Source organism: Streptomyces griseobrunneus (assembly GCF_046713465.1).
GTDB lineage: Bacteria > Actinomycetota > Actinomycetes > Streptomycetales > Streptomycetaceae > Streptomyces > Streptomyces microflavus.
On record NZ_CP177080.1, the window covers coordinates 7,308,429 to 7,321,971 of the forward strand.

14 protein-coding genes are annotated in these 13,543 nt (G+C 71.6%); 7 read left to right on the plus strand and 7 right to left on the minus strand.

The features are described from left to right. Positions 1 to 84: 84 nt before the first annotated feature. On the plus strand, positions 85 to 813 hold the full coding sequence (locus ACK8N7_RS33365) for a class I SAM-dependent methyltransferase (RefSeq protein WP_403217594.1): 729 nt from the start codon (positions 85 to 87) through the stop codon (positions 811 to 813). 44 nt (positions 814 to 857) lie between these two features. Here the strand turns inward: ACK8N7_RS33365 and ACK8N7_RS33370 are convergent, their stop codons facing one another. Together ACK8N7_RS33370 and ACK8N7_RS33375 are read right to left on the minus strand one after the other, a co-directional pair. Then, positions 858 to 2,249: an FAD-dependent oxidoreductase gene (locus ACK8N7_RS33370; RefSeq protein WP_500444815.1), complete on the minus strand. Its 1,392-nt coding sequence runs from the start codon at positions 2,247 to 2,249 to the stop codon at positions 858 to 860. A gap of 148 nt (positions 2,250 to 2,397) precedes the next feature. Next, the gene (locus tag ACK8N7_RS33375) at positions 2,398 to 3,063 is read right to left on the minus strand and encodes a DUF305 domain-containing protein (protein WP_500444816.1); all 666 of its coding nucleotides are present in this window, start codon (positions 3,061 to 3,063) and stop codon (positions 2,398 to 2,400) included. 178 nt (positions 3,064 to 3,241) lie between these two features. Between ACK8N7_RS33375 and ACK8N7_RS33380 the strand changes: the two genes are divergently transcribed. Next, on the plus strand, positions 3,242 to 4,735 hold the full coding sequence (locus tag ACK8N7_RS33380) for an LVIVD repeat-containing protein (RefSeq protein WP_500444818.1): 1,494 nt from the start codon (positions 3,242 to 3,244) through the stop codon (positions 4,733 to 4,735). A gap of 298 nt (positions 4,736 to 5,033) precedes the next feature. Here the strand turns inward: ACK8N7_RS33380 and ACK8N7_RS33385 are convergent, their stop codons facing one another. From ACK8N7_RS33385 to ACK8N7_RS33400, 4 genes are all read right to left on the minus strand, one after another. Further along, complete coding sequence (locus ACK8N7_RS33385; protein WP_403217670.1) at positions 5,034 to 5,213, minus strand: hypothetical protein; 180 nt, start codon at positions 5,211 to 5,213, stop codon at positions 5,034 to 5,036. A 120-nt stretch (positions 5,214 to 5,333) separates the two neighbouring features. Further along, positions 5,334 to 6,026, minus strand: a complete 693-nt coding sequence (locus tag ACK8N7_RS33390; RefSeq protein WP_500444820.1) for a phosphatase PAP2 family protein — start codon at positions 6,024 to 6,026, stop codon at positions 5,334 to 5,336. Positions 6,027 to 6,127: 101 nt separating this feature from the next. Further along, positions 6,128 to 7,063: a M56 family metallopeptidase gene (locus ACK8N7_RS33395; RefSeq protein ID WP_500444822.1), complete on the minus strand. Its 936-nt coding sequence runs from the start codon at positions 7,061 to 7,063 to the stop codon at positions 6,128 to 6,130. A gap of 97 nt (positions 7,064 to 7,160) precedes the next feature. Then, positions 7,161 to 7,769, minus strand: coding sequence for a DUF5134 domain-containing protein (locus ACK8N7_RS33400; RefSeq protein ID WP_500444824.1), 609 nt, complete (start codon positions 7,767 to 7,769; stop codon positions 7,161 to 7,163). A 194-nt stretch (positions 7,770 to 7,963) separates the two neighbouring features. Here ACK8N7_RS33400 and ACK8N7_RS33405 point away from each other — a divergent pair, with 194 nt between their 5' ends. Next, positions 7,964 to 8,533 (plus strand): GNAT family N-acetyltransferase, encoded by a 570-nt coding sequence (locus ACK8N7_RS33405; protein WP_403217587.1) that lies wholly within the window; start codon positions 7,964 to 7,966, stop codon positions 8,531 to 8,533. A 69-nt stretch (positions 8,534 to 8,602) separates the two neighbouring features. On the opposite strand, the gene ACK8N7_RS33410 is transcribed toward ACK8N7_RS33405, so the two are convergent. Continuing rightward, a complete protein-coding gene (locus ACK8N7_RS33410; RefSeq protein ID WP_403217586.1) occupies positions 8,603 to 9,286 on the minus strand; it encodes a glycerophosphodiester phosphodiesterase in 684 nt (227 codons plus the stop codon). 294 nt (positions 9,287 to 9,580) lie between these two features. Here ACK8N7_RS33410 and ACK8N7_RS33415 point away from each other — a divergent pair, with 294 nt between their 5' ends. The 4 genes from ACK8N7_RS33415 to ACK8N7_RS33430 all read left to right on the plus strand — a co-directional run bounded on the left by ACK8N7_RS33415 (position 9,581) and on the right by ACK8N7_RS33430 (position 13,514). Then, complete coding sequence (locus ACK8N7_RS33415) at positions 9,581 to 10,978, plus strand: DUF6421 family protein (protein WP_403217585.1); 1,398 nt, start codon at positions 9,581 to 9,583, stop codon at positions 10,976 to 10,978. Positions 10,979 to 11,004: 26 nt separating this feature from the next. Next, positions 11,005 to 11,772: an SDR family NAD(P)-dependent oxidoreductase gene (locus ACK8N7_RS33420; RefSeq protein ID WP_403217666.1), complete on the plus strand. Its 768-nt coding sequence runs from the start codon at positions 11,005 to 11,007 to the stop codon at positions 11,770 to 11,772. Beyond that, complete coding sequence (locus ACK8N7_RS33425) at positions 11,769 to 12,830, plus strand: threonine aldolase family protein (RefSeq protein ID WP_176145359.1); 1,062 nt, start codon at positions 11,769 to 11,771, stop codon at positions 12,828 to 12,830. The genes ACK8N7_RS33420 and ACK8N7_RS33425 overlap by 4 nt, the downstream gene beginning before the upstream one ends. 84 nt (positions 12,831 to 12,914) lie before the next feature. Continuing rightward, entirely contained in the window at positions 12,915 to 13,514 is a 600-nt protein-coding gene (locus ACK8N7_RS33430) for a transglutaminase-like domain-containing protein (RefSeq protein ID WP_403217584.1), read from the plus strand. Positions 13,515 to 13,543 lie beyond the last annotated feature (29 nt).

Here is a 13,543-nt window from a genome sequence, read left to right on the forward strand (position 1 = left end):
GGCCGCAGGTCCGCCCGGTGTCGTGCCGCCGGGAGCGGCAACTCCGGTCCCCGGCCCGGCTTCCCCCTCGATAGGCTGGCCGCGATGTTCACCAAACAGGGCCCCACCCTCCGCGAACTGGCCGTCCAGGCGCTCTCGTCGACCCAGCGCGGCTACGACCTCCTGGCCCCGAAGTTCGACCACACGCCCTACCGGACCCCGGACCGCGTGATCGACAGCGTCACCCGGGCGCTGGAGCCGCTGGGCCCCTTCGGCACCGGCCTCGATGTCTGCTGCGGGACCGGCGCGGGCGTGGGTGTGCTGCGCCAGGTGTGCCGGGAGCGGGTCGCCGGCGTCGACTTCAGCGCGGGCATGCTCGCCGAGGCCCGTGCGGCGCTGCCGCCCATGGACGGCGGACCGGCGGTCGACTGGGTGCGGGCCGACGCCCTGGCGCTCCCGTTCGCCCCGTCCTTCGATCTGGCCCTGAGTATCGGTGCGTTCGGCCATTTCCTGCCCGCGGACCGCTTCGGGCTCTTCGTCGAGGTGCACGGGTCGCTCCGGCCGGGCGGCCGCTTCGTCTTCCCGATCGGGGCCCCGCCGCCCGTGGGGTCGCGCGCCTACTGGTCGTTCCTCGGCTTCGACGGGGCGATGCGGGTGCGCAACGCCCTGTGGCGCCCGAAGTTCATCATGTACTACCGCACGTTCGGGCTCTCCGACGTGCTCGACGACCTCACCGACGCGGGATTCAGCGTGCGGCTGATGGCCCTGACCGACCTGGGCCGGCGCCCCGACGGCTCCCCGCGCGCCCGGCTGGTGGTGGCGACCCGGGAGTGACGCAGGGAGTCTCAGCCGCCCGGCCCGGGGTGAGGCAGGGGCTCTCACCCCTCCTCGCCCCGCGCCGCCGCCAGCAGCCCCGGCCAGTCGGGGATCTTCACCGGCCCCCGCCCCAGCGAACGCCCCAGCGCCGCCTCCGCGCGCTCGATCGACAGCCAGCCGTCCCACTCCACCGGCCGCAGCCCCCACGCCCGCAGCACGGACAGCGGGTCGTCGGCGGCCGGCCGCCGGGCGAGCAGGGGCGCGTCCTCGATCAGCGAGGCGACGGTCTCCTTCGCGCAGGACCGGTTCGAACCGATCACCCCGGTCGGGCCCCGCTTGATCCACCCCGCCACGTACTCCCCGGGCGAGGGCACCCCGTCCCGCAGGACCCGCCCCGCCGCGTGCGGCACCGTCCCGCGCACCGGGTCGAAGGGCAGGCCGGGCAGCTCCACTCCCCGGTAGCCGACGGCCCGCAGCACGAGCTGGGCCTCCACGTCCTCGTACACACCGGTGTCCTGTACGCCCCCGGCGCCGTCCGGGGCCGTACGGGCGAACCGCACCCCGGCGACCCGGCCGCCGCGCTCCAGCAGCTCGACCGGCCGCAGGAAGAACCGCAGCCGGATCCGGCGTACGGCGTCGGAGACCGCGGGCCGCCCGTGCAGCGGCACCGCGGGCTCTCCCTCCGCCGACCAGCCGCGCAGCACCTCCAGGTTCCGCCGCACCACCGCGGGCAGTGGCAGCCCCTCCTGGGCCGCGTACGCCGGGTCCATGGCCAGCTCCGCCGGGTCGACGACGATCCGGGCCCCGGGCAGCGCCCCCAGCTCCCGCAGCTCCTTGGTGGTGAACCGTGCCTGGGAGGGCCCGCGGCGGCCCGCGATGTGCACCTCGCGCACCCGGCTCCCGGCGAGCGCCCCGAGCGCGGCCCTGGGCACATCGGTGGCGCGCAGCTCGTCCGCGCCGCGCGCCAGGATCCGGGCCACGTCGACCGCCACGTTGCCGACCCCGATCACCACGGCCGAGCGGGCCTGAAGGGCGAAGCCGTCGGGCGCGACGTCCGGATGCGCGCTGTACCAGGAGACGAACCGGGTGGCGGAGTAGCTCCCCGGCAGATCCTCGCCCGGCACCGCCAGCGGGCGGTCGGCCGCGGCCCCGACGCAGTAGACGACCGCGTGGTACAGCTCCGCCAGACGGGCCGGGGACACACCGCCCGCCCCGCCGATCTGCACATGGCCGACGAAGGTGACCCGCTCGTCCTCCAGGACCGCCCGCAGGCTGTTCTGGAGCGACTTGATCTTCTCGTGGTCGGGGGCGACCCCGTACCGCACCAGGCCGTACGGGGTGGGCAGCCGGTCCAGGACGTGGACGCGGACATCGGGCACGAGCGACTGGTTCAGCAGGGCCTGGGCGGTGTAGACCCCGCTGGGGCCGGAACCGACGACGGCGACACGGAGCACGGCGCACCTCTTCCTGGAGGGTGCTTCCAGCATCGCACCGACGCCCGGTCCACGGGGGCCGGCGGATCGCGCCGCTCGCTGCGTGCGGTCCACCGGATCGCGGGGTGCCCGGCGGTCACGCCACCGGGGCGCGGGGACGGCGCTGCGCTCACGCCATCAGCGCGCGCATCCGGTTGATCTCCACCGTCTGCTGGGCGACGACATCGCTCGCCATCTCCTCGACGAACACGTCGTTCCCCTCGGAGAGCGCCTCCGTGGCCATGGTGATCGCCCCCTGGTGGTGGGTGATCATCAGCTCCAGGAAGAGCTCGTCGAAGGCCTTGCCCTTCGCCGCGCGCAACTCCTTCAGCTGGGCTTCGGTCGCCATGCCGGGCATTCCCGCGTGGTCGTGGGGCTGTTTACGGTCCTCGCCACCGTTCTTTTTCAGCCATCCTTCCATCGCGCCGATCTCAGGCTTCTGGCCTGCGGATATGCGCTCGGCGAGCCTTTTGACGGTCGTGGCCGAGGCCCGGTCGGGGGCGAGTTCGGTCATCACGAGGGCCTGGGAGTGGTGCTGGATCATCATCTGCGCATAACGGAAGTCGGCGGAGTTCGCGGTGCCCCTGCTCGCTTCCTTCGCGGCCTCCTCGGCGGTGAGCTTCCGGGCGGGCTCGCCCGGTCTGCCGGGGGCCACCACCTTGGGACCTGCGTCCTTGCCGGCGGCCGGTTTCGCCTCGCCGTCGCCGTCGCAGCCGCCCAGGGCGAGTACAGCGGCGACCACCGCTGCCGTGAGGGCGGTTGCGCGCAGACGGGCGGACGGACGGTGGATCAACACGGCGACCTCCTGTGCCGAATGGGTGTGTTGCAGACCGTTCCTAGCACGCTTCCGCGGGGGCAAAGATCAAAAACTTCATTACGTCTCTGTTGCCATCTGTTGATGTGTACATGGGAGGGACGATACTGCCGGGGTCCGTGAACCGTTCGAACCCCGAACGGATACAAGGGAGGACGCAGTGATCTCGTTGCACACCACCCGCGTGCGGCGCAGACGTCTGGGCGTGGCAGCAGCCGCGGCCGGACTCTTCGCCGCGCTGCTGACGGCCGCACCCGCAGCCGCGACGCCCGACCCGGGCGATGCACCCGCCGAACGCGGCTCCGTGACCACCAGTCAGCAGGCCGAGGCCCGCGCCGCGATCCGCGGCGGTGACATACCCGGCGTGGACGAGATCGTCCACAGCTCCAACATCAAGCACCTGACGAACGTCCCGAAGGGCGCCCTGCAGGGCCTCAACACGGACCTCGCGTTCCAGGGCGAGTACGCCTACGTCGGCAACTACGACGGCTTCGTCATCTACGACATCAGCAACCCGAAGAAGCCGAAGACGGTCTCCGAGGTCCTGTGCCCCGGCTCGCAGAACGACATCTCGGTCTCCGGGAACCTGCTGTTCCTGTCCACCGACTCCTCGCGCAGTGACGACTCCTGCTCCAGCACCACCCAGCCCGCCACGGAGAAGTCCTCCTGGGAGGGCATGAAGATCTTCGACATCAGCAACAAGCGCAACCCCCGGTACATCGCGGCTGTCGAGACCGCCTGCGGCTCGCACACCCACACCCTCGTGCCGGACGGCAAGAAGAACATCTACATCTACGTCTCCTCGTACTCGCCGAACGAGACGTTCCCCGACTGCCGGCCGCCGCACGACGGCATCTCCATCATCAAGGTTCCGGTCAAGAAGCCGCAGAAGGCCCGGATCGTGAGCTTCCCGGTGCTCTTCCCGGACGGCGGCAACCCGGGAGCGCCCGAGAACCCGGGCGTCTCCAAGACGACGGGCTGCCACGACATCACGGTCCTGCCCTCCAAGGACCTGGCCGCCGGTGCCTGCATGGGTGACGGTCTGCTGTTCTCCATCAAGGACCCGGCAAGCCCGAAGATCATCGACCGGGTCCAGGACAACGTGAACTTCGCGTTCTGGCACTCGGCCACCTTCAACCAGGGTGCGAACAAGGTCGTCTTCACCGATGAGCTCGGCGGCGGCGGCGCGGCCACCTGCAACGAGCAGATCGGGCCGAAGCGGGGTGCCGACGGCATCTACGACATCGTGGGCAAGGGCGACAAGCGCAAGCTGGTCTTCCGCAGCTACTTCAAGATCGACCGCCACCAGGCCGACGTCGAGGTCTGCGTCGCCCACAACGGCTCGATCATCCCGGTGAAGGGCAAGGACCTGATGGTCCAGGCCTGGTACCAGGGCGGCATCTCCGTCTGGGACTTCACCAACTCGGCCAAGCCCAAGGAGATCGCCTTCTTCGAGCGCGGCCCGGTCACGCTCGGTCAGGTCACCACGGCCGGCCCCTGGTCGGCGTACTACTACAACGGCTACATCTACTCCAGCGACATCGCCAAGGGCTTCGACGTGCTGAAGCTGAACGACCGGCGTACCGACCCGGCGGACCGGGTCGAGCTGGACGGGCTCAACGTGCAGACGCAGCCGGACTACTTCGACCGCTGATCCGTCGGCAGGAGAGGTCTTCCGTCCGTACCCGCACTCCGGGGCCGGCGTCCGCCGGGCGGTTCTTCCCGCCCGGCGGACGCCGGCCCCCGCGCGTGCGTCACAGAATATTCATTGACCGATGAGCCGGCCCGGGACATGCTGTATCCCTGTGTCGGCGGGCCCCGCAACTCCGGTCCCCGACGCGGCCTATGGTCCTGCCTTCTTCAGGCGCGGCCGAGGGGCGCGCCTGGATCCGGCGACGCGGGGGATCGCCGGAGTCAGGTGTGTGTCCCGGGTCACCGGCCCGGACGAGGGCTCAGACGGCGGTACGGGCGTTGCCGCCGGTCGCGGCGGCCCACTCCACCAGCAGGCGCTGGTACTCGGCCTCGTCCTGCGGGGACAGGTAGTCGCCCGAGCGCTGCCACAGGCCGCGGATGGCCGCGTTGACTTCTGTGGCGGAGCGCGTGGAAACGGACGACGACGACATCGGGGACATGGATACAAGGCTACGGCCCCGATCCGATGATCCGACCCCTTGCGGAACGGGATATCCCTCACACGGCGGGGGTTCGGGACGGGATTTCGCTCACATCGCGGGTCCAGGACGGGATCTGGCTCACACCTCGGGCTCCGGCGCCCGGCGGGACGGGCTCCCGGGGTAACCGGCGACGGTGAACGCCACCACAGCCACCCCCAGCAACACCCCGCCCACCACATCGGTCAGCCAGTGCACCCCCAGGTACACCCGGGTCGCCGCCACCCCGATCGCGGAGACGACCGCCACGGCCACCGCCGCGGCCCACAGCGCCGGGCCCGCCCCGTACAGCCGCAGCAGCCACAGGAGCAGCCCGCAGCTCACCGCGGCCGTCATGGCGTGCCCGGAGGGGAAGGCCGAGAAGTGGGCCGTGTCGACCGGGTCCGGCCAGCGGGGGCGCTCCCGGTCCACGGCGGCCTTCACCCCTTGCGAGAGGAGGGAGCCGAGCAGGCTGGCGGCGGCCACCCACAGGGCGAGCAGCCGTGCGCCGCGCCACCACAGGGCGATCACGGCCGCCGCGATCAGTGCCCGCATCGTCCAGGGGTCCCAGAACCAGTCCGTCAGCACCCGGTTGACCCGGACCAGCTCGGGATCGGCCACCGCGTGCCGGTGCAGGCTCTCCGCGACCGTACGGTCCAGGGTCACCAGAGGGGACCACTCCGCCGCGACCAGGGCGTGCAGCACCACGAACAGGGCGATGCCCACGGTTCCTGCGGCCAGGGCGGCGGATGGGCGGGGGGAGCGGGCCGGCCGGGTGGTCTGGGGGGAGGGCATGGGGTGATCCTCGCGGACGCAACTGCCCTGTGGCCAACCCGGAGCGCGGAATTCCGGGCCGTGTGGCCGAGCCCGGGTGTGAAGTCCCGGACCGCGGGGGGCTAACCCAGAGCGCGGAGTCCCGGGACGAAAGCCACCACGAGCGGGACGACCGGCACCAGTGCGGCCGCCGCCGTCAGGCGCAGCCGGCGGCCCGCCGTCAGGCGGTCGACCGGAGCCAGCAACCGGTTGACGCGCAGCGGGACTTGGGCGTCCGGGGCGGGGCAGGGGCCGAAGACCCCGCGGTCCTCGTTGAGCCCGACCAGGGCGAGCGCGGTCGTCAGCCGGCCGAAGCGGCGCGAGGCCACGTCGTCGGCGGCCAGCTCGACCAGCCGGTGCATCTCGTCGCGGAACGCGGCGAACACCGGGATCTGCGGGAAGCCGACGGCCAGTGCGGAGGAGCAGTGCAGCAGCCAGTCGTGCCGGGCCCGGGCATGGCCCTGTTCATGGGCGAGCACCGCGTCCAGCTGACGGCCCTTCAGCCGGCCGAGAGCGGCGGTGGTGATGACCAGCTGCGGAGCCGTCCCGGGCAGCCACCAGGCGTCCGGACGTTCGCCCTCCAGCACCACGAGGCGGTCGGCGCCGGGCTCCTCGCCCGGCATCAGGGGAGAGCGGACCAGCAGTTCCGCCCGGCGCTGCCTGCGGCGCCGCCGCGCACGCCCGATCTCCCGCAGGAGCATCGCGCCGCTCCACAGCCCGCCCAGCGCCAGCAGCACCGCGATGACCGCCGACCAGGGGCCGTAAGCGGCCAGGGCGTACGCCTCGACCACGGCATGCGGGGCGGGTGCGAAGACATGACCGCGCACCGCCTGCCAGGCGGCGGCCGCACTGAACGTCATGGAGAGCGCGAACGACACGAGCACCCCGGCCACCACGCACTGCCACACCCACAGCGCCACGACCGGCTCCCGCTCCGGCCACCGGGCCCGGGCCATCAGGCGCGGGGTCACCAGGGCGGTCAGTGCACCGAGCAGCAGCAGCGCGAGGGAGACCAGCATGGCGTCAGCCTATGAGGGGCGGGCGATCCGCGGGTATGGCTGCGCCCGGCAAGTGACGTAGACCACGGTTTGGAAGGCCCCTGTCTCGCGATCTGTCTCACAGAGTGAGAAGCATGGCGAACATGGCGATACCCATCGTGAGCCGGCACGCCATCGTCAGCTCGGTCCCGCCGCCCCCGACACCGCCCCCGCCGCTGCGTGCGAGCCCTTCCGTACCGCCACCCGCGAAGCTCGCGATCCCTGTCCCCTCCGGTATGAGATGTCCGGCGGAGCGCAGCACGTAGAGCGCGTAGTAGGCGAGCAGCACCCCCGTGAGCAGCGGAACGCCCCCGGCGCCTCCCGCCGCCGCCCCGTGCCCGGCATGCCCGCCCGCACCCGCCGCCCCCGGAGCCATCGTCACGGCCATGTAGACCATCGCCAGCGAACCGACCAGGTGGTGCAGATGGTGGGAGCCGTGCCGGGCCGCCCAGAGCGCCCGCAGCGCGGCGGCGCCGAACACGGCTCCGTACACCGCCCAGGTCCCCTCCGGTGGAGTCAGCACCGCGGCCGGCACGGCCATCGCCGCCATGCCGAACCCCATCAGCGCCTCGCCGCGCGCGGTTCTGCGCTCCTGCGGGGTGCCGGTGCGGGTGCGCAGTAGGCAGTAGGCGCCGCTCACCGCGCACAACGCCATCAGCAGCCAGCCGGCCAGGGCCCCTCCGTGCACGGCGAACCTCCCCCTCGGACGTACGGCGATGTACGGCACCCCCTGGTCGATGCCCAGGCCCGGGCCGCCGAACCCGGCGCGCAGGGGCGTGAAGGGGGTGCGCCGGGGCCCGGAAGGGGCGCTCCGGGTCGCGTTACTCTCGACCCGAACGCGTGCACGGCACGCAGAGAGCAGCAGAGAACGGAGCGTTCCCCATGGACACCGCCACGCCCCCCGGCTCGGCCAGCCTGACCTTCCGCGACGCGACCGATGCGGACGCACCGGCGCTGGTGGCGCTCATCGAGTCCGCCTACCGCGGCGACTCCAGCCGCACCGGCTGGACCACGGAGGCCGACCTCCTGGAGGGGCAGCGGACCGACGAGCAGGGCGTGCGCCAGGTGATCAACGCTCCGGCGGGCCGGCTGCTGGCGGTCGAGCGGGAGGGCGAACTGATCGCCTGCTGCCAGCTCGAACACCGAGGCGAAGCGGCGTACTTCGGGATGTTCGCGGTCCGCCCCGGCGCCCAGGGCGGCGGCCTCGGCAAGGTGATCATCGCCGAGGCCGAGCGCACGGCCCGCGAGAGCTGGGGCGTCACCGAGATGCAGATGACGGTGATCTCGGCGCGCGAGGAGCTGATCGCCTGGTACGAGCGGCGCGGCTACCGGCGTACCGGGCAGCTCACGCCGTTCCCGTACGGCGACGAGCGCTTCGGCATCCCGCAACGCGACGATCTGGCCTTCGAGCTGCTGGTCAAGAACATCGGGGACCGCCAGAGCGTTTCCTAGGGGCGCGCAACGGTGGAGCCGGCCCGGGGCCCGGGCGGGCGCCCGCCCCCGGGCGCGGGCCCGCGGGCCTCAGGCGGTGAAGCGGCCCGTGCGGCGGATCTCGGGGAAGTCCGTGGTCGCGCCGTCCAGGTTCAGCGCCCGGGCGAGGCGCAGATGGTCCTGGGTGTTCACCACCCAGCCGATCACCTTGATGCTCTCCGCGTGCGCCAGCTCCACCACCTCCAGCGTGAGCCGGCGGATGTTCAGCGCGAGCGTCGCCGCGCCCGCCGCCTTCGCCCGCTCCACGATGTCCCCGCTCCAGCGGCTGGCGATGAGGACCGTACGTACCCCCGGCACCAGCCGGGCGATCTCGGTGACGGCCTCGTCGTGGAACGAGGAGACCTCCACCCGCCCCACCAGATCGCGGGCCAGCAGCACCTCCGCCAGTGCCCGGGCCGCCGCCACGTCCTTGATCTCGGCCTGGAGCGGGGCGTCCACCGCGTCCAGGACCTCCTCGAAGACCGGCACCCGCTCACCCTTCCCGGCATCGAGCTCACGCAGCTCCGCCAGGGTCTTGCCCGCGATCGGCCCGGTGCCGTCGGTCGTACGGTCCACGGCCGCGTCGTGCATCACGGCGAGCGCACCGTCCTTGCTGAGGTGCAGATCCAGCTCGATGGCGTCCATCCCCGCCTCCTGCGCGCGGACGAAGGAGCGCAGGGTGTTCTCGGGCTCGACGCCCATCACTCCGCGATGACCCAGGGTGAGAAATGACAAGGCGACCTCGTTTCCGTCGGCGGCGGCCCGCCAACTGCTCCTGCCCGCACGGAGTTACGGCATGACGGCACCGGTGAGGGTAGCGGCCGGGGCCGTCGATGTCTGCCGCCGTGCGGGCCCGGTCGGCCGGTCGGAGCAATGACGGACGGAACTGTGCGCCTACCCGGCATACGACAGGAAAAACAGCGGTGACCATAGGGGGTCGGCAGGATAATTTTCAGGACTTCACTTGTGTGAAGTAACCCCGCGCGGCTACGGTGACTGCACGCGAGGTTCTCCCGTGGAGGAAGTGTTATGACGGAAATTCTTGTGCACGGTGCCACCGACGGCGCGATAGCTACTGCCCCGCGGGTGGTCGAGCACCCGGCCTGGCCCGCGCTCAGGGATGCCGTCGAGGAGATCCGCCCCTGGCAGTCCAAGGACGGCTCCATCGACTTCGAGACCGAGGGCGCCCCGTCCCCCGCGGCCGTCGAGCGTGTCGTCGAGCGGGTGATCGGCGCGGTGAAGGAGCTCTCCCCGCTGCTGCCCCACGACGCCGCCTACCACCGTGCGCTCGTCACCGACCTGCGCCGCTGGGCCGCCGACGGCTTCCGCGTGCCGGACTTCCTCGACTCGCTGCTCGCCTTCCAGCCCGCGCGGAACCGCGTCGACGGCCTCCAGCACCTGGTCGTCTTCGCGATGTACACGCAGAACGGCAACCCGGACCGCAACCTCGAAGCGGTCGTGCTGAAGATGGTCTGGCCCGAGTGGCTGGCCGACCTCGAAGCGAACCGCTACGACAACCCGCTCTTCTGCGGGATCACCTTCGAGGACTTCACCGCCGGTTACGACACCAACTCCGCGGTCCTCTTCCCGGAGACCATCGCCGTGCGCGAGGCCCCCGAGCGCTTCACCTGGGGCGGCATCTTCTGCGACCGCGAGGCCGCCCGCTTCCGCCGTGTCACTGAGGCCTCCGTCGAGCTGCTCGGCCTGGAGCTTCCCGAGGACATCCGCGAGATGATCGGCGACCAGACCCGCTGCGAGCAGGCCTTCGTCCTGTGGGACATGGTCCACGACCGCACCCACAGCCACGGCGACCTGCCGTTCGACCCGTTCATGATCAAGCAGCGCCAGCCGTTCTGGATGTACGGCCTGGAGGAGCTGCGCTGCGACCTCACCGCCTTCAAGGAGGCCGTGAAGCTGGAGGCCGAGGGCAACGCGCACGGCCGTGACGTCCAGTACGCGGTCCTCTTCGACCGGATGTTCCGCTTCCCGGTCACCGGCGAGCGCGTCCGCAACTACGACGGCCTCGGCGGACAGCTGCTCTTCGCCTACCTCCACAAGCACGACGTCGTCCGCTGGACCGACAACACGCTGAAGATTGACTGGGAGCTGGCCCCGCAGGTCACCAACCAGCTCTGCGCCGAGATCGAGAAGCTCTACCGCGACGGCATCGACCGTCCCAAGCTGGTCCACTGGTTCGCCGCATACGACCTGGTCGCCGAGTACCTCGCCCCGCACCCGGGATCCACCTGGGCCAAGGGTCCTGACGCCCTCGACCTCACTCAGCCCCCTCGCAAGCTCGTCGACGACGTGCTTCCGGACGAGTTTCCCCTGAGCATGTTCTATGAGGCGCTCGCCAAGAAGCTGAAGCACGTGATTGCCTCCACCAAGGGAATTACCGCCGCGAGCGCCGAGCAGGCAGCCGCGTGAACGCATCTCCCGAGGAGGCGGTGGCCATGAACGGAATCGGCAAGGGCGAGGGGACGGGCGTGCTCGAAGGTGCTGTGATCGCGGTCGCCGGAGCGGCGGGGCCCGCGGGCCGCGCGACGCTGCTGCGGCTCGCGGAGGCCGGCGCGACCGTCGTCGGCTGCGACGCCAACCCCAAGGGGCTCGCCGAGGCGGTGGACGCCGCCCGCTACGCCCACGGCGGCGCGACCGTCACCGGGGAGACCGTCGACCTGTTCGACCTCGACGCCGCCCGGGACTGGGCCAAGCGGACCGAGGCCGAGTTCGGCCGGATCGACGGCCTGGTCCACCTCGTCGGCGGCTGGCGCGGCAGCCCCAGCTTCCAGGAGACCAGCCTCGCGGACTGGGACACCCTGGAGAAGCTGCTGATCCGCACCGTCCAGTCCACCTCGCTCGCCTTCCAGGAACCCCTTCAGCGCAGCGACAGGGGCCGCTACCTGCTGATCAGCGCCGCCGGCGCCGGCAAGCCCACCGCGGGCAACGCCGCCTACTCCGCCTCCAAGGCCGCGGCCGAGGCCTGGACCCTCGCGCTCGGGGACGCCTTCCGCAAGGCGGGGGGCGAGGACGGCCCCGCGGCGGCGGCTGCGATCCTGGTGGTCAAGGCACTGGTGAACGACGCCATGCGCGCCGAGCGCCCGAATGCGAAGTTCGCGGGCTTCACCGACGTCACGGAGCTGGCCGAGGCCATCGTCGGCGTCTGGGACAAGCCCGCCCCCGAAGTGAACGGAAAGCGCCTGTGGCTGACCCCGCAAACGTGAGGACCGACGCGCGACGTCACCACGACCCGCAGGTGCGCGGCTTCGCCAGCGACAACTACGCGGGCGCGCACCCCGAGGTCCTCGCTGCCATCGCCCTCGCCAACGGCGGCCACCAGGTCGCCTACGGCGAGGACGACTACACCGGCCACCTCCAGCGCGTCATGCACAGCCACTTCGGCCCCACCGCCGAGGCCTTCCCGGTCTTCAACGGCACCGGAGCCAACGTGGTCGCCCTCCAGGCGCTCACCGACCGCTGGGGCGCGGTCATCTGCGCCGAGTCCGCGCACATCAACGTGGACGAGGGCGGGGCGCCCGAGCGGATGGGCGGCCTCAAGCTCCTCACCGTACCCACGCCGGACGGCAAGCTCACCCCCGAGCTCATCGACCGGCAGGCGTACGGCTGGGACGACGAGCACCGGGCCATGCCGCAGGTCGTCTCGATCACCCAGAACACCGAGCTCGGCACCGTCTACACCCCCGACGAGATCCGCGCCATCTGCGACCACGCCCACGAGCGCGGCATGAAGGTGCACCTCGACGGGGCCCGGATAGCCAACGCGGCCGCATCCCTGGACGTGCCGATGCGGACGTTCACCAACACGGTCGGCGTCGACGTGCTGTCCTTCGGCGGCACGAAGAACGGCGCCCTGTTCGGTGAGGCCGTCGTCGTGCTCAACCCCGACGCGGTCCGGGCGATGAAGCACCTGCGCAAGCTCTCCATGCAGCTCGCCTCCAAGATGCGCTTCGTCTCCGTCCAGCTGGAGGCGCTGCTCGCCAAGGACCTGTGGCTGCGCAACGCCCGGCACGCCAACGCCATGGCCCAGCGGCTCGCCGAGGGCGTCCGGGCGATCGACGGCGTGGAGATCCTCTACCCGGTCCAGGCCAACGCCGTCTTCGCCCGGCTGCCGCACGCGGTCAGCGAGCGGCTGCAGAAGCGCTTCCGCTTCTACTTCTGGGACGAGACCGCCGGTGACGTCCGCTGGATGTGCGCGTTCGACACCCGGGAGGACGACGTCGACGCCTTCCTCCAGGCGCTGAAGGAAGAGATGGCGCGGTAGCGCAGGACCTCTTGCCTTGCATGAGTATGCGGCCGACCGGAAATCAATTGATATCCGGTCGGCCGCTTCATACGCTCCGGGACCATGGAGTTGATCCAGCAGTCCCCGGACATCGCCGCCTATCTGGCCGCCGACGAACCCATCGACCACCAGCACTCCGTGGTGAGGCAGGCGGCGGCCGACCTGGCACACCAGGCCGATGACGCATACACATACGCCCGCACTGCCTTCGAGTACGTACGCGACATCATTCCGCACTCCGCGGACTCGGGCGATCCGTGTGTCACCTGGCGCGCCTCCGACGTCCTCGCCACCCGCAACGGCATCTGCCACGCCAAGGCCGTCGCGCTCACCGCGCTGCTCCGGGCCCACGGCGTCCCGGCCGGGCTCTGCTACCAGCGGCTCACCGACGACGACGGGACGAACCCTGTGGTCCACGGCCTGGTCGCACTCCGGCTCCCGGGCCGCGGCCGCTGGGCGAGGGTGGACCCCCGGGGCAACAGACCGGGCGTCGACGCGCAGTTCTCCCTCGACACCGAGCGGCTGGCCTGGGCGGTACGCGAGGAGCTCGGAGAGGTGGACTATCCGGCCGTCCACACCACGCCGCCCGTGGAGGTCCTCCACGCCCTGCGGGGCGCCCGCGACCGCGCGGACCTCTGGCGGATCCTCCCCACAGAGCTTTGAGTCCCCGACGCCGTGCGTCGGGGACTCAA